Below are 21,110 nucleotides of genomic sequence, written 5' to 3'. Positions count from 1 at the left end.
TTGGGGGCTCCGACGGCAGACCGGACCCGGCGAGCAGAACCCGCCCGGCCCCGAAGCCCCGTCCGCAGGCACCGCAGCCGCCGGACCGACCACCCGCCCCGCCACCGCAGCCCCAGCGGAAGAGGGCGGGACCCCGGACGCCGGCCGGGCCGCAGGCGAGGGCCGGGGCACGGGTGAAGACCGGGGCACGCGCGAGGACCCAGCCGCGGGCGACGCCCAGGCCACGGGCGAAGACCAGGCCGCGAGCGACGGGCGGGGCACGCGAGAAGACCGGGATGCGGGCGAGGACCGGGCCGCAGGCGAGGGCCGGGGCACGCGCGAGGACCCAGCCGCGGGCGATGCCCAGGTCACGGGCGGCGGGCGGGGCGCGTACGAAGAGCCGGCCGCGGGGGGAGGCCGGGGTGGGGGGCTCAGTCGGCGGCGGGTGGGGGGTCGGTTGCTGGCGTTGGGCGGGGTGCTCGTGCTGCACGCGGCGCTGCCGGGGCCGGGTGCCGGGGCGGCCGAGCGGCGGGCGCTGCAGGGGCTGCGGCTGCGGTACGGGTCGGCGCGGCAGGCCGGGCTGCTGGAACGGCACCTGGAGGGGGTCGCGGAGGAGGCCCGGCGCTTTCTCGGGCCCTCCCCCGAGCACCCGTACTACGCGGGGGCCGTGGTGCTGGCGGGGCGCGGCCGGACCGTCGCCCTGCACCGGGCGATGGGGTACGCCGTGCGGTACGCGGACTACGACGGCCGCACCGACCGGCCGTCGGAGTTTCCCGCCGCGGAGCGGATCGCGATGGCCGAGGACACCGTCTTCGACCTGGCCTCCCTCAGCAAGCTGTTCACCTCCATCCTGGCGGTGCAGCAGATGGAGCGGGGCCGGCTGGAGCTGGAGGCGCCGGTGGACCGGTACCTGCCGGAGTTCACCGGGGGCGGCAAGGAGCAGGTCACGGTCCGCCAGCTGCTCACGCACACCTCGGGGCTGCGCTCGTGGGCGCCGTTCTACCAGGAGGCCACCCGCGAGGGGCAGTTGCGGCTGCTGTGGTCCGTGCGGCCGCAGGACACGCCGGGGACGGTGTACCGCTACTCGGACCTGAACCTGATCGCGCTCCAGCTGCTCCTGGAACGGATCACCGGCCGCACTTTGGATGTCCTGCTCCGCGACGAGATCACCGCTCCGCTCGGGATGCACCGCACTCGCTACAACCCGCCGCTCTCCTGGCGCCGGGTCACCGCCGCCACCGAGGTGCAGCGCCCGCCCTGGTCCGGCCTGGACCGGGGGCTGGTGTGGGGCGCGGTCCACGACGAGAACGCGTACGCCCTCGGCGGGGTCGCGGGCCACGCGGGCGTGTTCGGCACCGCCTGGGACCTCGCGGTCCTCTCCCGCGCCCTGCTCGACGGCGGGGCCTACGCGGGCCGGCGGATCCTGCGCCCCGCCTCGGTCGAGCTGCTCTTCACCGACTACAACACCGCCTTCCCCGGCGACGACCACGGCCTCGGCTTCGAGCTCTACCAGCACTGGTACATGGGCGCCCTGGCCACCCCGCACTCCGCCGGGCACACCGGTTTCACCGGCACCTCCCTGGTGCTGGACCCCTCCACCGACTCCTTCCTGGTCCTGCTCGGCAACTCCGTCCACCCCGTACGGACCTGGCGGGCCGGCAGCGCGCCCCGGGTCGCGACCGGCAACCGCTTCGCCCGGGCCGTGCCGGTGCGCCCGAAACACGGGGGCGCGGCCTGGTTCTCCGGCATGGAGACCGGCGGCTCGGGCACCCTCACCCTGCCCCCGCTGACCGCCGCGACGGCCCGCGCCCGGCTGCGCTGCGCGGTGTGGTGGGACACGGTGCCCGGCGCGGGGGCCTTCCACCTGGAGGCCTCGGCGGACGGGACGGCCTGGGAGCCCGTCCCGTTCAGCACGGTGCGCAGCACCGGCGGCGCTCCGGAGGAGTGGCCGGCGGGCTCGGCCGGCGGCTGGTCGGGCCGCATCTGGCACCTGCTCGAAGCCCCGCTGCCCGCCTGGTCGCAGGGCCGCGAGGTCCGGCTCCGCTTCCGTCACGCCTCGACCGGCCGCTACGTGGGGCGCGGGGTGTACGTGGACGTGCTGAGGGTCGCCGAGCCGGCCCGGCTGCTGTTCTCGGAGGACCGTCCGGCGGACGCGTCCCGCATCGAGGCGGCGGGCTGGACCCGCTCGGCGGACTGACGGCCCGGGGTCAGGCGGTGCGGCCCTCCAGCCGGTCCCGCAGCTCGTCCAGGCCGGTGAGGAACCAGGTCTGGCGGCCGCGGTTGCACTCGCGGACGAAGTCCCGCAGGGCCTCGCTCCCTTCGGTGTGGCGGGAGATGTCGCCGAGGACGACGAGGCCCACGCGGTAGGTGACGAACTTCTGGACGATGTCCCCGGCGATCTTGGTGCGCAGCCGGAAGAAGTCCTCGGCGAAGCGGCCGGCCGGCACGACCACCCACTGGGCGCCCTGCCAGGCGGCGTTGCCCACCAGGTCGAGGACGTCCCGTTCGCACCCGATCGGTTCGCCGTCGGGGTCGCACATCAGGACGGGCACGTCGTGGATGGTCTGCAGGATGCTCATGCGGACCGACGCTAGGTCCTTCCGGAGCCGGGGTCGACCGCTTTTCGGCCGTCCCGGGTGCTGCCGCCGGGGTCCTGCGGCGCCGCGCGGCGGTCCCGGTAGAGGTCGCGGAGCAGCGCGATCTCGGCGCCGTGGTGCAGGACTTCCTGGTTCACCCACCACGCGATCTCGACGAACGGCTCCTCCGCGTCGCCGCCGTGCGGGTAGGTGCAGTACCCGACGGTGTCGAGCGCGGCCTCGTCGACGCTCAGCAGTGCCCCGCGCCAGGCGTCGGCGGCCTTAGCGAAGGCGGCCACGGCCGCGTCGGCGTCGCCGGCGACGGGGTGGTCGTCGCGGGTGAGGCTGCGGCTGCCGGCCGTGTGGTCGGCGCGCAGGGCCAGCATCTCCGTGAGGTGGCTCAGGCGCCAGGCGAGGGTGGTGAAGGGCGGCGGCCAGGGGTGCGGATAGCCGGCGGCGTCGCGGCCCCACGCGCCGGTGCGGGCTCCGGCCAGGAGCGTCGCGCGGGGCCCCGGGCCGCGTGTGCGGAGCCGGACCGACCAACAGTCCGCCACCGGCTCCCAGAGGTACTCCTCGTCGGTCAGGGGCACCACCCGGGTGTCCGTGCCGTCGCCGCTGTCCATCACGGGGCCCGCCAGCCTGGCGGACAGCCGGGTGGCCGCGAAGTCGAACTGCCGTATCAGCGGCGCGAGTCGGGGCGGGCCGCTCACTGCCCCTCCCGGATCAGGCAGAACGGGTGGCCCGCCGGGTCGGCGTAGACGCGCCAGCCCTCGGCGTCGCGGGTGTCGTCGAGCAGGGCCGCGCCGAGGGCGAGCACCTGTTCCTGGGCGCGGCCGAGGTCGGCGACGGCGAGGTCGAGGTGGGCCTGCTGGGGGTGCGCGGGGTCGGGCCACTTCGGCGGGCGGTGGTCGGCGACCTGCTGGAAGCAGAGGACGGCCCCGGAGGGGGTGTGGAGCGTGGCCCAGTGGGCGTCCAGGGTCCAGCGGCGGTCGGGCCGGTTGACCTCGCCGCCGAGCAACCGGCCGTAGAACTCGGCGAGCTCGAGCGGTTCGGGGCAGTCGAGGACCACGCACTGCAGTTCGGCGATCATGCCGGGATCCTAGGCCGGGGCGAGGGCGGCGTCGAGCATCCGGCGGGCGGCGGCGGTCAGTTCGGCCGGGTCCGGGGCGGGGCGGGAGTGGGCCAGGGCGCCCGCCAGGCGGTCGTAGAGCAGGCCGTCGGTCCAGGCGGCGAGGAGTTCGGCGGACTCGGCGGGCCGGGGTGCGCCGAGGGCCGCGAGGACGCCGGCCGCGCGGACACGGGCGGCGAGGCCCGCCTGGCGGAGGGCCGGCTCCAGTTCCGGGTTGCGGGCGGCCTCCAGGCTGAGTTCGAAGCGGGCCAGCTGCCGTTCGCGCCCCCGGGTCAGCCACTCGTGCAGCAGCGCCCCGAGCATCCGCGCGGCGGCGTCCCGGTCCGCCGGGGCCGGCGGCGGGTGCGCGGAGCCGTCGCCGTCGAGGTCGGCGAGGTCCAGCTCGGCCAGCCGCCGGTAGCAGGCGCCGATGAGCGCGGTCCGGGTGCGGAAGTAGTACGAGGTGCTGCCGGCCGGGAGCGCGGCGGCGCCGTCGACGGCCCGGTGGGTGAGGCCCCGCAGGCCGCCGGCGGCGACGAGGGAGATGGCCGTGTCCGCGATGAGCGTGCGGCGGTCGGCAGCGGGGGCAGCGGCGGCGGGCGGCGGCTTCTCCGGGGTGGACATGCCCCCACTCTACAGCTGTAGAGTTCGGGGCGGGACAGCCTCTACAGACGTAGAGGCACCTGAAACGGCAGGAGGCCGTGCCATGCCCGAAACCCCGCGCCACGCCGTCGTCGCCGGTGCCGGCATCGGCGGTCTGACCGCCGCCCTGGCCCTGCACCGCCAGGGGTGGCGGGTCACCGTCTGCGAGCGCGCGGCCGCCCCGGCCGCCGTCGGCGCGGGCATCGTCCTCGCGCCCAACGCCCTGCGCGCGTTCGACGCGATCGGCTTCGACGCCACCCGCGCGGCGGGCCGCGCCGTCCCGGCCTCGATGGGGGTGCGCCGCCCCGGCGGCACCCGGCTGGCCCGCGCCGACACCGCCGCGCTCGCCGCCCGCTACGGCCGGCCCCCGCTCGCCGTCCACCGCACGGACCTCACCGCCGCGCTGGCGGCGGCACTGCCCGAGGGGGCCCTGGTGTACGGGGCCGAGGTCACCGCCGTCGAGGAGGGCGGCGGCCGCACGGTGGCCCGTACCACCGCCGGGGACCTCGGCGCCGACGCCGTCATAGCGGCCGACGGCATCCACAGCCCGCTGCGCCGCCGCCGCTTCCCGGACCACCCGGGCCTGCACTACAGCGGCGAGACCGCCTGGCGGACCGTGCTCCCGTCGGGCCCGGCCACCGAAGCGGCCGAGACCTGGGGCCGGGGCGAGCGCTTCGGGACGGTCCCGCTCGCCGACGGGCGGGTCTACCTGTACGCCACCGCCGTCGTCCCCGAGGGCTACCGGCCCGCGGACGTCCGCGGCGAGCTGCTGCGGCGGTTCGGCACCTGGCACGACCCGATCCCCGCCCTGCTGGACCGGATCGACCCGGGGGCGGTCCTCCAGCACGACCTGTACGACCTGGCCGCACCCCTCCCCCGGCTGCACGACGGCCGCACCGCCTGGATCGGGGACGCCGCGCACGCCATGACCCCCAACCTCGGCCAGGGCGGCTGCCAGGCCGTCGAGGACGCGGCCGTCCTCGCGCACCTGCTCCGCGGCGCGGACGTGCCGGCCGCCCTCGCCGCCTACACCCGGGCCAGGCTCGCCCGTACCGACGCCATCCGGATCCGGGCCCGCCGGATGGGCCGGGTCGCCGCCCTCACCCACCCGCTGGCCGTGGCCGCCCGCGACCTCGCCTTCCGGGCCACCCCCGCGAGCGCGACCCGGCGCGCGCTCGACGACCTCTTCGACGGATTCACCCTTCCGGGCGAGCCCGCCGGGAATGCGGGCCACGGCCCGGGGCGTTGAGGCCGGTCATCGGGGGGTGTGGACCGCTACGGACGAAGGCAGGCCGAGATGACGACCGACATCGACTGGGACAACCCCGCCGACCCGAAGCCGGGAAGCTGGCAGCGGGACCACGTCAGGCAGTACGTGGAGTCCGGCGGCGCCGAGGGCCAGTTCTGGCGCGGCACCCAGACCCTGCTGCTGACCACGGTCGGCCGGGTCTCGGGCAACCCGGTGCGCACGCCCCTGATCTACGGCGAGGCCGAGGGCCGCTACCTCCTCGTCGCCTCCAAGGGCGGCGACGCGGAGCACCCGCTCTGGTACCGGAACCTGAGCGCGCGCCCCGACGTCCGCATCCAGGTCGGCCCGGAGATCATCCAGGGCACGGCCCGTACCGCGACCGCGGAGGAGCGGGAGGCGTACTGGCCCGTGATGGTGGGGCACTGGCCGGCGTACGACGAGTACCAGGCCAAGACGGACCGCGAGATCCCGGTCGTGGTCATCGAGCCCGCCTGACGGGGCGCGACCCGGCACCGGGCACGGCTCGGTACCGGGCCTCGCCACCGGGCGGGGCTCAGCGCCGTTCCAGGACCGCCATCGCCGCGTTGTGCCCCGGGATGCCGCTGACCCCGCCGCCGCGGACCGCCCCCGCACCGCACAGCAGGACGTTGCGGTGGGCGGTCTCCACGCCCCAGCGCCCCGCCTCCTGCCCGTCCGCGTACGGCCAGGACAGGTCCCGGTGGAAGATGTGGCCGCCGGGCAGCCGCAGTTCGCGCTCCAGGTCCTGCGGGGTCTTGGCCTCGATGCAGGGACGGCCGTCCCCGTCGAAGGCGAGGCAGTCGGTGAGCGGTTCGGCCAGGTGGGCGTCCAGCTGGGCCAGGGTGGCGGTCAGCAGCACCTCGCGGGCCTGCCGGTTGTCCTTCTCGAAGAGCCGCGCGGGGGTGTGCAGCCCGAAGAGGGTGAGCGTCTGGTAGCCCTGCGCGGCGAGTTCGGGCCCGAGGACGGAGGGGTCCGCCAGCGAGTGGCAGTAGATCTCCGACGGCGGGACGGACGGGAGTTCCCCGGCGGCCGCCTCCGCGTGGGCGCGCCGCAGCTGCTCGTACCCCTCGGCGATGTGGAAGGTGCCGCCGAAGGCCTCGCGGGGGCCGACGCCGGGGTCGCGCAGCCGGGGCAGCCGGCTCAGCAGCATGTTGACCTTGAACTGCGCGCCCTCCGGGGCCGGGCCGCCGTCGCCGGGCTCCTCGCCGAGGAGCTCGGCCAGGGCCCGCGGGGAGGCGTTGACCAGGACGTCACGGCCGACGACGGCACCCTCGCCCGTCGCCGTCCGGAAGGTGACCTCGGCGGGGGTGGTGCCGTCGGTGTGGATGCGCAGCGCCTCGTGGCCGGTGGCGATCTCCGCGCCGGCCGCCCGGGCGGCCTCGGCGAGGGCGTCGGTGAGGGCTCCCATGCCGCCGACGGGCACGTCCCAGTCGCCGGTGCCGCCGCCGATGACGTGGTAGAGGAAGCAGCGGTTCTGGACGAGCGAGGGGTCGTCGGCGTCGGCGAAGGTGCCGATCAGTCCGTCGGTGAGGACCACGCCCCGGACCAGGTCGTCGGTGAAGCGGTCCTCCACCGCCCGGCCGAGCGGCTCCTCGAACAGCATCCGCCAGGCCGCCTCGTCGTCGATCCGGGCCCGGAGTTCCGCGCGGGTGGGCAGCGGTTCGGTGAGGGTGGGGAAGACCTTGCGGGCGAGTCGGCCGGTGGTGCCGTAGAAGGCCCGCCATGCCTCGTACTCCCGGTCGGATCCGGTCAGTTCCGCGAAGGACCGCCGGGTTCGGTCCTCGGCGCCGCCGACGAGGAGCCCGCCGGGGCGGCCGTCGCGCTCGTAGGGGGTGTAGGAGGAGACCGTGCGCCGGCGCACCTCGAACCGCAGACCCAGGTCGCGGACGATCTTCGCGGGGAGCAGCGAGACGAGGTAGGAGTAGCGCGAGAGGCGGGCGTCGACGCCGGCGAAGGGCCGGGTGGAGACGGCGGCGCCGCCGGTGTGGCCGAGCCGTTCGAGGACCAGTACCGAGCGGCCCGCTCTGGCCAGGTAGGCGGCGGCGACGAGGCCGTTGTGGCCGCCCCCCACGATCACCGCGTCGTACACGTCCTGCGCGAAGCCCCTGGAGCCTGAGTTGGCGGTCATGGCTCTTGGTAGCACACCTGGCCGAGCCGCTCCAGACAGTGCGCCTCGTCGGCGTGGGCGAGGACCGTGTCGGGGTGCTCGTCGCCGAGGGAGCGTTCGCGGATGCCGGACAGGTCCCGGTATATGGGCAGCGCCTCGTCCCAGCGGCCGAGCCGGCCCAGGCCGACGGCGAGTTCCCGGCGGCTGACGAGGGTGTCGGGGTGTTCGGCGCCGAGGGCCTTGGCGCGGAGCCGGCCGACCTCGCGGGCCTCGGCGACGGCCTCCTCCCAGCGTTCGAGGCGGCCCAGGTTGACGCCGACGACGTGCCGGGCGCGCAGGGTCTCCGGGTCGCAGGCGCCGTAGGCCCGGGTGCGGTCGCGGACCAGGGACCGGAACAGGTCCAGGGCCTCGGCGGCGCGGCCGGTGCGGCCGAGGGCGATGCCGGTCTCGTAGCGGGCGGCGAGGGCGTCGGGGTGGTCTCGGCCCAGTACGCGGTCCCGTGCGGCGGCGACCTGGCGGAAGCCGGTCAGCGCCTCCTGCCAGCGGCCGAGCCGGCCCAGGGAGTACGCGGCCTCGTACCGGCTGTGCAGGGTGTCGGCGTGCTCGGCGCCGAGGGCGGCGGCGCGGTCCGCGGCCACCGCGGCGGCGGTGGCGTGGGCCTCGGCGTGCCGGCCGAGGGCGCTCAGGGCGCAGGCGAGGCTGTGTCGGCAGCGCAGCGTGTCGGGGTGGAGCGGGCCGTTGGTGCGGACGCGGGCGGCGAGGACGGCGCGGTACATCTCGTACGCCTCCCCGTGCCGGCCGAGGCGTCCCAGTTCGTACGCCTCCTCCTGGCGGGCGGCGAGGGTCTCGGCGTGGTCGGGGCCGAGTACCCGGGCCCGCCCCTGGGCGACGGCCACGTACACGGCGAGGGCCTCCTCGGGCCGGCCGGCGCGGCTGAGGGCGAACGCGCGGGTGTGCCCGGCGGCGAGCGCGTCGGGCTCCCCGGCGGCCGGGGTGCGCGGCGCGAGCCCATAGGCGGCGGTCAGCCGGGGGTCCTCGGCGGGGGCCGGCCGGGTGATGCGGTGTCCGCCGGAGGCCTGGGGGCGGGCCGCCGTCCAGGAGCCGGTGAACAGGGCCCACTCCCCGCTGGCGGGGCGGGCGTCCACGCCGGCTTTGCGCCCGGCGGTCATCCCCTCGGCCCAGGCGGGCAGCGGGGGCTGCGCGGCGGGCCGCCCGCCGGGGCCGAAGCGGGCCTCGACCAGGCGGCGGTGCAGGTGGCGGGCGTCGCCAGGGCGGTCCTCGGGGCGCTTGGCCAGCAGGTCCAGCACGAGCTGCTCGAAGTAGCCGGGCAGTTCGGGCCGGTGCTCGCGCAGCGGTACGGGCGCGGTGTCGCGGTGGCCGACCAGCACGGACCAGGAGTCGCCGAGGTCGAAGGGCGGGGCGCCGGTCGCGATCTCGTAGAGGACGCAGCCGAGGGAGTAGAGGTCGCTGCGGTGGTCGACCTCGCCGCCCGCGATCTGCTCGGGCGACATGTAGTGCGGGGTGCCCATGGCCATGCCGCCGCCGGTCAGCTTGGCGGTGAAGCCGATGTCGTGGGCCAGGCGGGCGATGCCGAAGTCGCAGATCTTCACCGTGCCGTCGGTGAGCCGCATGATGTTGGCGGGCTTGAGGTCCCGGTGGACGACGCCCTGGTCATGGGTGTAGCCGAGGGCGGCGGCCATCTGCTCGGCGATGTCGAGGACCACGTCGACGGGGAGCGGGCGCGCCTCGTTCTCCTCCATGAGCTGGCTGAGGTTGCGGCCCTCCAGGAGTTCCATGACCAGGTAGAGGGGGCCGCCGGAGGCGCTGTCGTCGCCGAAGTCGTGGACGACGGTGACGCCCCGGTGCTGGAGCGAGGCGGCGACCCGCGCCTCGCGCCGGAAGCGCTCGCGCAGGACCTGGGTGAAGTGGGCGTCGTGTTCGGCGCCGACCGGCTTGAGGCACTTCACGGCGACCTGCCGGCCCAGCGACTCGTCGCGGGCGCGCCACACCTCGCCCATGCCGCCGCGCCCGATCAGATCGAGTGACCGGTACCGGCCCTGGATCAGTCTGGACTCCGCCATGTCTTAAAGCCGCCCCCGTCGTCGTGCCGCGCCCTCCCCGGCCGGTCCAGTATGGCCGCTGATTTTCGCAGTGTGTACGCGGAGGGGCGGCTGCCGGGGCCCAGTCGGCGCATCGCTTTCAAGATGTGACCTGGAGGCAGCTGCCAGCGTAGACCTGCGGGGATGGTGCGCAGCACGCGACCCGTGAGACGCAGGCGGCGGGTGACCGCGCGCGGGGGCGGTGCGGGACGTCCGTACAGCTGGTGCGCCCAGCCCGGCAGGGTTCCGTAGGCGAGCCCAACGAGGGGTCTCCACAGCAGGTTTCGGCCAGGGACGAGGTACGGGGGGACGGGCGGGGCGCGCAGGAAGTCGTCGACGGCGCGGGCGTCGGGTCCGGCGGCGAGACGGGGGCGGACCTCGTCGAAGTAGGCGGCGAGGGCGCCGGCGGTGGCGGGAACGGCCTGCGGATCGAGTCCGACGAGGCGGGCGTTGGTCCGGTTCTCGTCCACGTACCGGTCGGCCTGGGCGGGGGTGAGGGGGACGCCCGATCGGCGTAGTACGTGGAGGAAACTGTCGATCTGGGCACAGTGCACCCACAGCAGCAGGGCGGGGTCGTCGACGGGGAAGGACTCCCCGGTGTCGGGGTCGGTGGCGGACAGCCGTCGGTGGACGGCGCGGACGCGGGCCCCGGCCCGTTCCGCGGCCTCGGCGGTGCCGTAGGTGAGGGTGCCGACGAAGTCGGCGGTGCGCAGCAGGCGGCCCCAGGCGTCGCCGGGTCCCCGCCCGCCGTCGAAGGCGGTGGAGTTCTGCAGGACGGCGCGTACGGCGCGCGGGTGCAGGGCCTGGAGGTAGAGCGCGCGGACCCCGGCGATCCACATGACCGGGTCGCCGTGGCAGTGCCAGGTGACGGACCCGGGGCCGTAGAGCCCGGGGCCGGCGTCCTCGTCGCTCATCGGTGCCTCCCGCCGGGGTTCCTACCCCGGCGGGCGTCAGCTCAGCCGTGAGACGTGGTACTGGCGGATGCGCCAGCCGTCACCCGTGTGCTGGGCGATGAGCGAGAGGCGGACGGGCAGCGGGGTCCCGGCGGGGTCGCCGGGGGCGGGTGTCCGGAAGGTGACGGTGGCGAAGCCGGCGAGGGCCTCGGCGGCGAGCGGGCGGGAGTGCAGGACCTCCACGGCGGCGGTGGTGCCGGGCGGGACGTTCTCGTAGTAGGCGCGTATCTCCGCGCGGCCGTTCAGCAGCCGGGGGGACAGCCCCTGGAAGAGGGCGTCCTCGGCGAAGAGGGCGAGGACGTCGTCCACGCGGCGCCCGTCGAAGGCGGCGCGCCACTCCTCCAGGAGGTCCGCCAGTACCCCGTATCCGTTCGACATTCGCCCGTTACCTCCGGTTCCATGGTCAATACCTTGTTAAGACACCATGTTGGCAGCCTACGTACCGATACCGGCTACTTTTCCAAGTGCATAATTGGGTCATGCAGGATCATGCAAGGCAGTACCCGGGGGAATGTTGTGAACGTGACGACTCTGCAGAAAAGGGGGGCGGCGTATGCGGTGACGGCCTGACCGTCTACCGCCAGGCCGTGGTGAAGGGGTGTACGCCCAGGGAGGGCGCACCCGCCTGTCTGCTGCGGATGGGGCTGCTCGTCGCCCCGCCGGACGATCCGGCCGTCCTCGTGCCCGTGGCACCGGACGTGGCCAAGGCCGAACTGGTCCGGCCCATCGAGGAGTCGCTGGAACGGCAGCGGCTGGACGCGCACGCCATCGCCGGCAGCTTCGTACCGGTGGCGGCCATCTACACCGCCGCCAAACGCGAACACACCGGCTGGGCCACCGCGATCGACGGGGAGAGGGTCGTCCACTCCACGCTCGCGCACGCGGTCCGCGAGTGCCGGGAGGAGCTGATGACGGTGCAGCCCGGAGGCGCGCGCGTCTCCTACGACCTGGACGAGCTCGACCACGTCCGCGGCACCGCCCGTCACCGCACCCTCTACCCGCACGCGGCGCGGACCCACGCGGCCACGCTGCGCCACATCGAACGGCTCACCGAGGCCGGCTGCGAGGTCCGCACCCTCGACCACGTCTTCGACCGGCTCATCGTCATCGACCGGGCCGTCGCCTACGTCCCGGGCCCGGGAGAGGCCCGGACCTCGGTACTGGAGATCCGCCAGCCCTCCATCGTCTCCTTCCTCGTGCAGGTCTTCGAGGAGGCGTGGGAGCGGGGTTCGACCATCGACCCCGGCACCTCGCGCACCGTGGAGCCCGACATCGCCGACGAGATCCAACGGGCCGTGATGCGCCTGCTGGTGGCCGGCTACACGGACGAGGCCATCGCCCGCCGCCTCGGCACCAGCCGGCGGACCGTCGCCGCCCACGTCAGCCGGATCGCGGCCGGCCTCCAGAGCCGCAGCCGGGCCCAGCTCGGCTACCTCATCGCCACCAGCGGGCTGCTGCCCCTGGACGAGCACGCCGAGACGGACTGCACCGCCCTCTCGGCCTGACCCCCGCCCCTTCCACACACGCGGCCCGGCCGGGAACTCCCCGGCCGGGCCCGACTGTTCAGGGCGCGGGAACCCGGTCCCGGCGCGAGCGCAGCGCCCGTACGCCGGCCACCGCCAGCAGCACCAGGACCAGCAGCGTCGACCAGCCGAGCTGACCGCGGGCCTCCGGGTCGAAGGCCATCAGCACCAGCACGGCCACGATGCCGGCCGCCGCCAGCCACGACAGGTAAGGGAAGCCGCGCATCCGCACCACCAGCAGGTGCGGGGACTCCCGCTCCAGCCGGCGGCGCAGCACCAGATGGGCGGCCGCGACGGTCAGCCACATGTACAGCATGGAACCGCCCATGGCCTTCGCCAGGAACGGCAGGATCCGCTCCGGCCAGCGGTGGTCGAGGGCGATGGCGACGAAGCCGAAGGCGGCCGACGCCGCGACGGCCGGGCGCGGCGCGCCCCGGGCGGAGGTGCGCAGCAGGGCCTGGGGGGCCTCGCCGCGCGCGGCGAGCGAATGGGCCATGCGGGAGGCGCCGTACAGGTTGGCGTTCATCGCGGACAGCAGGGCGATGAGCACCACGACCTCGATCAGCCGCCCCGCGCCGGGGATGCCGAGCCGGTCGAGGACGGCGACGTAGGGGCTGCGGCCGGGCGTGGCCGCGTCCCAGGGCAGCAGGGTGACGATCACCGCCATGGAGCCGAGGTAGAAGAGGCTGATCCGCCAGATCGCGCTGCCGACCGCCTTGGTGACGGAACGTGCGGGGTCGCCCGACTCCGCGGCGGCCATGGTGACGACCTCCATGCCGCCGAAGGCGAAGACCACCGTCAGCAGCCCGGCGACGACGCTGTCCCAGCCCTGCGGGAGGAAGCCGCCGCGGCCGGTCAGGTTGTCCATGCCGGGCGGTTCGACCCCGGGCACGGCCCCGCACAGGGCGGCGACGCCGAGGGCGAGGAAGGCGATGATGGCGGCGACCTTGATGCCCGCGAACCAGAACTCGGCCTCCCCGAACGAGGAGACCGAGAGCATGTTGGACTGGGTGAAGACGGCCAGGGCCACGAGGGCGATCGCCCACTGCGGTACGGCCGGCATCCACTGGTGCAGGATCGTCGCGGCGGCGATCAGCTCGATGGCGACGGCGATGACGGTCACCGCCCAGTACAGCCAGCCCGCGGTGAAGCCGGCCCAGCGGCCGAGGGCCCGCTCGGCGTAGACGGAGAACGAGCCGCTGGCGGGCATGGCCGCGGCCATCTCGCCGAGCATCCGCATGACCAGCAGGGCCAGGCTGGCGGCGAGCGCGTACGAGAGGATGATGGCCGGGCCGGCGATCCGCAGGCCGGTCCCGGAGCCGACGAACAGGCCGGCTCCGATGACGCCCCCGAGGGCCAGCATGGTCAGGTGGCGGGGGCGCAGGGCACCGGCGAGTTCCCCGTCGGCCGGGGCGGGCGCCGTGGTGGCCGTGGGGGCCGTGGGCGTGGGTGGTGTCTGGGTGAGTGGAGCGGGCATGTGCGGTTCCCCCGTGGGCAGAGGCGGGCGGGGCCGGCGTCCGTGGCGCCGGCCCCGCGTCACCGTGCGGGTCAAGAAGAGGCGCGCTGGAGCGTCGCGGTGTGCAGTTCGCCGGCGCGGCCGCCGTCGGGGGTGGCGTACGTCCAGTAGACGCTGACGGTGCCGTGGCCGAGGTCCATGACGTGGCTGACGGTCATGCCGGAGGCCTCGACCCAGTTGACGAAGTAGAGGCCCTCGCCCACGGCGCGGACGGAGAGCTTCTCCCGGCCGCTGTGCCCGGCCATCGGGCCTTCCAGCGCGGTCCAGTCGAGGGTGGTGCCGTCGGCGGAGTAGGAGTTGCGCAGGACGGCGCCATTGTCGAGCGTCAGGACGTACGTGTGCCCGGCGAAGGCGGGCACGGCGGCGGCGACGGAGGCCGTGGCCGGGGCGGGAGCGGGGGCCGGGGCCGCCGCCTGTGCGGAGGGGGCGGCGGCGAGGGCGATCAGGGCGGCGGCGGCGAGGGCCGGGACGGTGGTGCGCGGGCGCATGGCGGTTCCTTCTCGGTGGTGGTGGTGACGGGGGGTGGGCAGCGGGCGCAAGGGGCGCGTCACTGCGCGTACTGGTAGAAGCGGGTGTGGTCGAGCAGCTCCGAGGGCCGCACCTGCCACGGGGACATCGGCTCGTCGAGGCTGATGACACGGCCGTGCTGGGGGTCGGAGGCGGGCAGGGGCCGGCGCGGCTCGTAGACCGAGCCGGGGTGCCGGGCCTGCCAGCGGGCCCAGATGAGGTCGATGAAGGTGTGGTGGAGCCAGAAGACCGGGTCGTTGGGCGAGGTCCCGCCGGTCATCTGGCCGCCGACCCACAGGTGGACCCGGTTGTGGTTGTGCCAGCCCTCCTTCTCCCCGACCGTCCAGCCCTCGACCTTGTTGCGGAAGCCGGCGGTGGTGGCGGTGGAGTCCCAGGGGGCGGAGTCGTACACCGGGTCGTCCACGGCCCGGGCCAGTTCGGCGGGGGTGGGGAGGGCGACCGGGTCGGCGGGGCGGCCGAAGTCGCGCATGAGGTACTTCTCCTCGGTGACGCCCACGTCCACCGGCCAGCCGCCCCGGTCGAAGGCGAACGGTCCCGTCATCACCCGGTGGTCGCCGGGACGGCCGTTGCCGCCGAGGAAGTCGTCCGTCCAGGGACTGGAGGTGGGCGACTGGTCGGTGGTCCAGTCCCAGTAGGGCAGGGTCACCTTCGGGTCGACCCGCTGGAGGGCCCGTTCGAACTCCAGCAGGTACTGGCGGTGCCAGGGGAAGAAGGAGGGGGACATGTGGCCCACCCGCTGCCCTCCCTCGCCGTCGGAGACGAAGTACTGGCCGTGCAACCGGACGAACTCGTCGTAGACCCCGCGTCGTTTGACCTCCAGGAGGGCCCCCACGAACCTCGCGCGCTCCTCCGCGTCCAGGTCCTTCTGGTTCTTGCGCGTGTACACGTGTGCTTGTTCCTCGATCCGTCGTAGCCCTGCGGGACGTCAGTGGTGGTGGAGCCGTGCCGTGGAGAGCTGCGCGGTGCCGATCTCGTCCACCGCCGCCCGCGCCACCTCCAGCGGCGTGGGGAAGGACTGGTAGTGGTTGACCAGGCTGAGGTAGCTGCCGTCGGCGCGGCGCATCACGTGCAGCGGGCGGCCGTCGATGCTGATCTCGATGCCGGGGCCGGTGGACGGGGCCGTGGCGCTGCGGGCGGAGGCCTGGCGCACGGCCACGGGGCCTCCCTGGATGCGCCGGCCCCGGTAGACCTCGTCGAAGCCGCCCGGGAGCGGGCCCTGCCCGGCGGGGGTGCCGGCCTGTGCGGGGGCGTCGGGGCGGGCGGGGTCGGCCAGGACGATCGGGGCGACGGCGGCGCTGGTGCCGACCACGACGGCCGTGGTCAGGGCGGCCCGCATCATGTCCCGGCGGGTGATCGTGTTCACGCGTACTGCTCCTGGGGGGTGGTGATGTCCTGGACGACCGCCCGGACGATGTCGTCGGCCCGTTCGAGGACGGAGGGCATGCCGGAGGTGAAGAAGAGCGTCCCGGCGCCCATGTCGCCGATGGCGTGCATCCGGCGGTGGGGCCGGCCGCCGCCCACGGCCCGGCTGGTGGACGGTTCGACGTGCAGGCCGCCGTAGGGGTGGTACTCGCCGATGCCGTCCTCGACGAGGGATTCGACGAACGGGCGGGCCTGGGCGGGGACCCGGTGGGAGGGCGCGCTGACGGCGTTGACGACGACGTCGCTCTCGTACTCGCCGCCGTCGGCCCCGATGTGGAATCCGGTGCCGGCCAGCGGCTTGACGTTCCACAGGCCGCGCAGGACGCGCAGCCGGCCGCTCTCGTGCAGCTCCAGCAGTGTGCGGGCGTTGGCCGGGGGCATCGGGCAGCACAGGCTCATCACGGCCCGGTAGTGGTGCTCCCGGATGAAGTCCTGGTCGGCGGTGCGCAGCAGGGTCCAGGCGTCGGGGCCGCTCTCGGGGACGGCGTGCTGCATGACGCGCATGCCGGTGTCGGGCTCGTCGATGCGGTCGTACTGGCGGCGCAGCCGCTCCAGGGGGGATTCGCCGCCCAGGGAGGTCAGTTCGGCGACCACCGCGCGGGGGTCGGCGCCGTGTGCGGCCAGCTCCCGTTCCAGCAGCTCCAGTACGTCGTCCAGGCCGAGCCGGCCGTCGTGGCCGGCGGCGGCGCGGGCGTGCAGGGCGGCGGGGGTGAAGTGCCGGATCTCGGGGAAGACGGGCCGCTGCCGCACGGCCGGGAGGGCGCCGTTGCGGGAGGCCATGGTGATGCGGCCGCGGTGGCCGCCGGCGGCGAGGGTGACCACGGTGTCCACCGCTGCGAGGCCGGTGCCGAGGACGGTGACGTCCGCGTCGGCGGGGATCGCGGCGACCGTGTCGCGCAGGGGGTAGGGGTCGCCGAAGTAGCCCGCGTTCCCACTGAGTTCGTAGTGGTCGGCGGGCCGGCCGGCGCCGACCGCGCAGACGACGTAGTCGAAGGTGTGCGTACGGCCGTCGCGGGTGGTCAGCACCACCTCCTCCCCCGCCTCGCGGGCGGCGACGACGGCGTCGCGGACGACGCCGACGGGCCAGCCGCCGAGGGAGAGCTCGCCGACGGCGTTCTCGGCGGTGCGTTCCAGGTAGCCGCCGAACACGTGGCGGGGCGGGAAGTAGCCGTCGGCGGCGTAGTCGCCGTGCCCGTAGGGGAGTCCGCGGGCGCGCAGCCAGTCGAGGAAGTCGTCGGGGGCGCCGGTGCGGGCGCTCATCTCGGCCGGGATGATGTTGGCGAGGACGGTGTCGGTGTCGGGCTGGTAGGCGCGGCCGCGCCACAGGTTGTCCGAGGGTTCGAAGACGGTGACCGAGCCCCGGCCGCGGCCCTGGGTGCGGGAGAGCCGGTCCAGCAGGCAGACGGCCGCGGCCCCTCCGCCGACCAGGCCGATGCGCGTCGGCGGGCGGTCGTTCGTGTCGGTGGTCATGGTCGGCCTTTCGTGGGGAGGAGTCGGCGGGAGGGGCGCCCGCGGGCGTCAGTGCGCGGCGGCGGGTCGCGGCGCGGCCGCGGTGGCCGCGGGCGCCGCGGGGGTGGGACGGCGGCGGGAGCTCGCGTAGAGCAGGCCGAGGCCGATCAGCGCCCAGACGGCGAGCACCAGGACCGGGGCGGCCGCGCCGGCGCCGTCGAAGGGGCCGGAGGTGCGCAGCAGGGTCGCGGCGGCTCCGGCCGGGAGGAACTGGCCGATGGCGCCCAGCGGCTGGGGCAGCATCTCGGGGGCCGAGGCCAGTCCGGAGAGCGGGTTGCCGACGACGAACATCAGGACGGCGCCGACGGCTATGCCGGGCGGGCCGACCAGCGAGCCGAGGCCGGTGATGACGGAGACCATGGCCAGCTCCAGCAGGGCCACGATCCCGGCGTTGACGAAGTAGTTGCCGGGTGCCACCCCGCTGAGGTGCGTCAGCATCAGCGAGCTGAGGAGTCCGGAGGCGGCGGCGAAACCGATGACGCCGAGGAACCTGGCCCCGGCGGCGCGTACCTTGAGGACGAAGAGCAGGGCGGCGATCACGGCGGTGATCAGCAGGGGCAGGAAGCCCATGGCCAGGCCCGCGCCGTGCGGGTCGTCGGCGTCGGCGGGCACCACGTCGGTGACGAGGACCGGGCCGCCGGCGAGCTCCTGCGCCTGTCCGGTCAGCGTCTGGGCGACGGTGGGCGAGGCGGCGGAGGCCAGGCGCAGTTCGAGTCCGCCGGCGGCGGTGGGCAGCAGGGCCCCGTACGCCGTGCGGTCGCGCAGTGCGGCGTCGGCCTCCTCGGCGCCCGCGGCGGTCTTCACCGCGTACGCGCCGGGGGCCGCCTCGCGCAGCCGGTCGGCGAGCTGTTCGGCGCTCTGCGCGGCGCCGGGTGCGGAGGCGACGAGCACGGGCAGGTCCCGGGGCGCGGCGTGGGACGCCGCCCAGGAGAACCAGCCGCCGATCACGAACTGCACGATCGCGACGATGACGAGGACGGTGCGCGCTTCCGCGCGCGGTGAGGCAGTTGAACTCATGATTGCTTCCTGGGATCCGGTGCGGCCGGGGGCGTGGGGCGCGGGCGGCCCTACTCGTCGAGCAGGTCCGGCTGTTCGGCCGTGATCTCGTCCCACATGATCTGGAAGCTGTAGCGGCCGAGCTGTTCGTCACCGAAGCCGTCCCGGGCCAGCAGGGCCTGCTCGTGGGACATCGGGACGGGCCGGCCGGCGGACAGGGCCAGCAGCTGGACCTGGGCGCAGCTCTCGTAGGTGAAAAACCAGTGGACGGCTTCCTCCAGGGAGCCGCCCACGGTGATCAGGCCGTGGTGGCGCAGCAGCATGGCGCGCTTGGCGCCGAGGCGGTCGGCGATGTCCTGGCCGTGCTCGATCTTGATGGCGGGGCCGTCGTAGTCCCCGTACAGCACCTGGTCCTGGTAGAAGGCGGCGGATTCCTGGTCGTAGGGCTCCAGGAGGCGTTCCAGGGCGCCGAGGGCCCGGGCGTGGACGGTGTGGCCGTGCGCGATGGCGTTGGCCCCGGGGCGCTCGTGGATCTTGGAGTGGATGGTGAAGGCGCTCGGGTTGACCTTGCCGGTGCCGTCGACGACGCGGCCGGTGGCGTCGACGCGGATCAGGTCGGCCACGCGGACGCGGTTGAAGGAGACGCCGAACGGGTTGACCCAGAAGGTGTCCAGGTCCTCGGGGTCACGGACCGAGATGTGGCCGGAGATCCCCTCGACGTAGCCGGCCTTGCCGAACAGCCGCATGGCGGCGGCCAGTCGCTGCTTGCGGTGGCGGCGCTCGTCGGCGGCGGAGGCGAACACCGGGTCGGCCGGGATGGGCAGGCCGGTGTGGGTGTCGGCGAGGAAGGCTTCGGGGGCGGTGGCTTCGGCTGCGTTCGCTTCGGGTGCGGTGGCTTCGGGTGCGGTGGTGGACACGTCGGGTCTCCTGGAAGGTCGGATTCGGGCCCGCCCGTCCCCGTTACCCCCACCCGCGCCAGGGCAGCGCGAAGCTCGCTGCGGGTAAGGGGGATTGCGCCGAAACCCCTGGTCAGTCGGGGTGTTGCGGCGGGGAGGGCGTCAGCTCCTGCACCTGAATCCTGTCCCACGCAGGGGTGCGTTTTCGGCCTCCAGCGGCCCGGAACGGCTTCATAACCGTGCGTTTCACCTTTGCGCAGCGGGCCGGATCACGGGCATAGCGGTACAGACCGCCCGCGGCGGCCGTGGCGGGACCTGTGGAGCTCAGGCTCCTGCGTCGGGTCCGGTCCAGTCGAAGGTGATGTGTTTGCTGGACTGGCCTTCCCGGCTCCAGTGGAAGCCGAAGGCGTCGGCCCGGTCGGCCGTGGCGCGGCCCCAGGTGGCGACCTGCCCCGGGCCGGTCTCGCAGCCGGGGAGGTTCGTCGACTGGACCCGTGCCCCCTGCGGGGTCGTGGGGCCGGTGAGGGCCACCGCGGCGGCCTCGACCCGGCCGGGGATGGTGGCCCGCCAGCCGCCGAGGTCCTCGTCGACCTCGATGCGGACGGGGGCGAAGTCCATGCCCCGCATCTCCGCGTTCATCATGGCGACCATCTCGGCCGGCCAGCTGCCCGCCTGACCGCCGAAGATCATCGCCAGTGCCTGGCGCTGGGCGTCGTCGGCGCGTTCGTCGAGGAAGACCGCCGCGTAGGTGTCGCTGTGCTCCGCCCACACGTTCCCGACGAAGGAGCCGAGCATCAGGACGTTCAGGCCGTCCAGCACCACCTCGCCGTAGTTGCCCTCGCGGATGTGCCAGGCGAGGACTCCGTCGCACTCGCCGTAGGTGGGCCGCTGGGCGAAGGAGCAGGGGCAGGGGACATCGCACCTGCACGTGTCGAACCAGTCCCCGGCCGCGTGCCAGGCCGGGACGGTGGTGGCCGTGGTCTCGGACATCTCATCGCCTCCACGTGACCGCGCGCCGCGCGGCGGGACGCACATGGCCGGCGGGTCCCCGGCGGGCATCGCCGGGGGGCGTTCGGCGGCGCGGGCCATCAGCTCGATTCTCCTCCCCCGGCCGCACCGGCGAAAGCGCTCACATGTCCATGTCTCCCATCGGCGCGTCCTGCAGGCCCGGCAGCAGCCAGTCCTGGAAGGGGGCGAGCACCGCGAGGACGAGGAAGGCGACGCCGACGGCCCGGGCCAGCCAGGGGCCCCGCCACCAGAGCTTCTCCAGGAAGATCACCCCGGCCACGGCCGCCATCGCGGCCACGTTCATCACCCCGAGCGGGATCAGCACGATCATCAGGCCCCAGCAGCAGCCGACGCAGTACAGGCCGTGGTGCGCGCCGACCCGCAGGTCCTTGGCCCACCGCCGGTAGCGCGCGTACCGGGCGAGCTGGAACATCGGGTTGCGGCAGTGCCGCAGGCAGATCCGCTTCAGCGGACCGAACTGCTGGAGGCCCGCGAGCAGGAAGGCCCCGGCTCCGATCCAGCGCGCCACCGCGGGACTGCCCCCGACCAGCCGCCCGGTCACCGCCAGCACTCCGTAGACCAGCAGCCCGAATGCGGTCCAGGCCAGCAGGTACCCGCTCACGAACCCGGTGATGCGCAGCACCCGGGCGGGGCCCGCCGAGTGGCGGCCGATGGCGCGGACCCAGGTGATGGCCACGGGCGCCACCGAGGGCAGCATCATCGCCGCCATCATGACCACCCACAGCGCCAGGAAGAGCGGGGGCGCCATGCCCATGGTGCCGGGCTCCACCCCCATCCGCCGGGACTGGCCGAGGGTGACCGTCCAGGCGAGTACGGCGATCAGTACCATCAGCGTCCAGCCGGCCGCCAGCTCGCGCCGGGGCAGCAGGACGGCGGGCCGGGCCGGCGCGGCTGCGCCGGGGCGGAGGTGCGGCATGGTGCGCCTCCCTGGGGCGCGTGTGCCCGAGGACCCCTCCAGCT

The 21,110-nt window shown here is 74.9% G+C and carries 21 protein-coding genes; 4 read left to right on the top strand and 17 right to left on the bottom strand.

The genetic code is table 11. From position 1 onward, the window contains the following. The first annotated feature begins 436 nt into the window (after positions 1 to 436). Entirely contained in the window at positions 437 to 2,176 is a 1,740-nt protein-coding gene (locus tag ABD973_RS30215; protein WP_345503301.1) for a serine hydrolase domain-containing protein, read from the top strand. A gap of 10 nt (positions 2,177 to 2,186) precedes the next feature. Here the strand turns inward: ABD973_RS30215 and ABD973_RS30210 are convergent, their stop codons facing one another. The 4 genes from ABD973_RS30210 to ABD973_RS30195 are packed head-to-tail and all read right to left on the bottom strand — an operon-like array spanning position 2,187 to position 4,287. Further along, positions 2,187 to 2,558 carry a DUF4180 domain-containing protein gene (locus ABD973_RS30210; RefSeq protein WP_125595031.1) on the bottom strand — a complete coding sequence of 124 codons (372 nt, stop codon included), beginning with the start codon at positions 2,556 to 2,558 and terminating at the stop codon, positions 2,187 to 2,189. Positions 2,559 to 2,569: 11 nt separating this feature from the next. Beyond that, positions 2,570 to 3,265 carry a DinB family protein gene (locus ABD973_RS30205; RefSeq protein ID WP_125820147.1) on the bottom strand — a complete coding sequence of 232 codons (696 nt, stop codon included), beginning with the start codon at positions 3,263 to 3,265 and terminating at the stop codon, positions 2,570 to 2,572. Then, positions 3,262 to 3,645 carry a VOC family protein gene (locus tag ABD973_RS30200; RefSeq protein WP_125820148.1) on the bottom strand — a complete coding sequence of 128 codons (384 nt, stop codon included), beginning with the start codon at positions 3,643 to 3,645 and terminating at the stop codon, positions 3,262 to 3,264. Before ABD973_RS30200 ends, ABD973_RS30205 begins: the two co-directional genes overlap by 4 nt. A gap of 9 nt (positions 3,646 to 3,654) precedes the next feature. After that, positions 3,655 to 4,287: a TetR/AcrR family transcriptional regulator gene (locus tag ABD973_RS30195; RefSeq protein ID WP_345503296.1), complete on the bottom strand. Its 633-nt coding sequence runs from the start codon at positions 4,285 to 4,287 to the stop codon at positions 3,655 to 3,657. An 82-nt stretch (positions 4,288 to 4,369) separates the two neighbouring features. On the opposite strand from ABD973_RS30195, the gene ABD973_RS30190 reads away from it, so the two are divergent. Both ABD973_RS30190 and ABD973_RS30185 read left to right on the top strand, forming a co-directional pair. Continuing rightward, complete coding sequence (locus ABD973_RS30190; RefSeq protein WP_125820150.1) at positions 4,370 to 5,554, top strand: FAD-dependent monooxygenase; 1,185 nt, start codon at positions 4,370 to 4,372, stop codon at positions 5,552 to 5,554. Between the two features lie 48 nt (positions 5,555 to 5,602). Then, positions 5,603 to 6,049 (top strand): nitroreductase family deazaflavin-dependent oxidoreductase, encoded by a 447-nt coding sequence (locus tag ABD973_RS30185; RefSeq protein WP_125595026.1) that lies wholly within the window; start codon positions 5,603 to 5,605, stop codon positions 6,047 to 6,049. A gap of 58 nt (positions 6,050 to 6,107) precedes the next feature. Here ABD973_RS30185 and ABD973_RS30180 read toward each other — a convergent pair whose 3' ends face one another. The 4 genes from ABD973_RS30180 to ABD973_RS30165 are packed head-to-tail and all read right to left on the bottom strand — an operon-like array spanning position 6,108 to position 11,109. Further along, positions 6,108 to 7,700, bottom strand: a complete 1,593-nt coding sequence (locus tag ABD973_RS30180; protein WP_345503295.1) for a phytoene desaturase family protein — start codon at positions 7,698 to 7,700, stop codon at positions 6,108 to 6,110. Beyond that, entirely contained in the window at positions 7,697 to 9,760 is a 2,064-nt protein-coding gene (locus ABD973_RS30175) for a serine/threonine-protein kinase (RefSeq protein WP_125820152.1), read from the bottom strand. Before ABD973_RS30175 ends, ABD973_RS30180 begins: the two co-directional genes overlap by 4 nt. Then, complete coding sequence (locus tag ABD973_RS30170; protein ID WP_125595023.1) at positions 9,742 to 10,692, bottom strand: oxygenase MpaB family protein; 951 nt, start codon at positions 10,690 to 10,692, stop codon at positions 9,742 to 9,744. The genes ABD973_RS30175 and ABD973_RS30170 overlap by 19 nt, the downstream gene beginning before the upstream one ends. A gap of 36 nt (positions 10,693 to 10,728) precedes the next feature. Then, complete coding sequence (locus ABD973_RS30165) at positions 10,729 to 11,109, bottom strand: SgcJ/EcaC family oxidoreductase (protein ID WP_345503292.1); 381 nt, start codon at positions 11,107 to 11,109, stop codon at positions 10,729 to 10,731. Between the two features lie 209 nt (positions 11,110 to 11,318). Here ABD973_RS30165 and ABD973_RS30160 point away from each other — a divergent pair, with 209 nt between their 5' ends. Continuing rightward, complete coding sequence (locus ABD973_RS30160; RefSeq protein ID WP_164720828.1) at positions 11,319 to 12,236, top strand: helix-turn-helix transcriptional regulator; 918 nt, start codon at positions 11,319 to 11,321, stop codon at positions 12,234 to 12,236. A gap of 58 nt (positions 12,237 to 12,294) precedes the next feature. On the opposite strand, the gene ABD973_RS30155 is transcribed toward ABD973_RS30160, so the two are convergent. The 9 genes from ABD973_RS30155 to ABD973_RS30115 all read right to left on the bottom strand — a co-directional run bounded on the left by ABD973_RS30155 (position 12,295) and on the right by ABD973_RS30115 (position 21,066). Beyond that, positions 12,295 to 13,731 (bottom strand): amino acid permease, encoded by a 1,437-nt coding sequence (locus ABD973_RS30155; protein WP_125820154.1) that lies wholly within the window; start codon positions 13,729 to 13,731, stop codon positions 12,295 to 12,297. Between the two features lie 71 nt (positions 13,732 to 13,802). After that, complete coding sequence (locus tag ABD973_RS30150; protein WP_164720829.1) at positions 13,803 to 14,258, bottom strand: MoaF-related domain-containing protein; 456 nt, start codon at positions 14,256 to 14,258, stop codon at positions 13,803 to 13,805. A gap of 59 nt (positions 14,259 to 14,317) precedes the next feature. Next, a complete protein-coding gene (locus ABD973_RS30145; RefSeq protein WP_125820155.1) occupies positions 14,318 to 15,184 on the bottom strand; it encodes a tyrosinase family protein in 867 nt (288 codons plus the stop codon). A gap of 39 nt (positions 15,185 to 15,223) precedes the next feature. Then, positions 15,224 to 15,661 (bottom strand): tyrosinase family oxidase copper chaperone, encoded by a 438-nt coding sequence (locus tag ABD973_RS30140; protein WP_345503286.1) that lies wholly within the window; start codon positions 15,659 to 15,661, stop codon positions 15,224 to 15,226. Beyond that, entirely contained in the window at positions 15,658 to 17,190 is a 1,533-nt protein-coding gene (locus ABD973_RS30135; RefSeq protein WP_345503284.1) for an FAD/NAD(P)-binding protein, read from the bottom strand. Before ABD973_RS30135 ends, ABD973_RS30140 begins: the two co-directional genes overlap by 4 nt. A 48-nt stretch (positions 17,191 to 17,238) precedes the next feature. Then, on the bottom strand, positions 17,239 to 18,246 hold the full coding sequence (locus ABD973_RS30130; RefSeq protein WP_125820157.1) for a hypothetical protein: 1,008 nt from the start codon (positions 18,244 to 18,246) through the stop codon (positions 17,239 to 17,241). A gap of 50 nt (positions 18,247 to 18,296) precedes the next feature. After that, complete coding sequence (locus ABD973_RS30125) at positions 18,297 to 19,142, bottom strand: class II aldolase/adducin family protein (RefSeq protein WP_345503281.1); 846 nt, start codon at positions 19,140 to 19,142, stop codon at positions 18,297 to 18,299. Positions 19,143 to 19,445: 303 nt separating this feature from the next. Then, positions 19,446 to 20,111, bottom strand: coding sequence for a DUF1326 domain-containing protein (locus ABD973_RS30120; RefSeq protein WP_125820158.1), 666 nt, complete (start codon positions 20,109 to 20,111; stop codon positions 19,446 to 19,448). Positions 20,112 to 20,250: 139 nt separating this feature from the next. After that, positions 20,251 to 21,066 carry a DUF2182 domain-containing protein gene (locus ABD973_RS30115; RefSeq protein WP_125820159.1) on the bottom strand — a complete coding sequence of 272 codons (816 nt, stop codon included), beginning with the start codon at positions 21,064 to 21,066 and terminating at the stop codon, positions 20,251 to 20,253. Positions 21,067 to 21,110: the final 44 nt, after the last annotated feature.

Origin of the sequence: Streptomyces racemochromogenes, from assembly GCF_039535215.1 — a bacterium.
Classification (GTDB): Bacteria; Actinomycetota; Actinomycetes; order Streptomycetales; family Streptomycetaceae; genus Streptomyces; species Streptomyces racemochromogenes.
The sequence above is the reverse complement of the archived record's forward strand: the minus strand, read 5'-3'. Positions and strand labels throughout refer to the sequence as shown.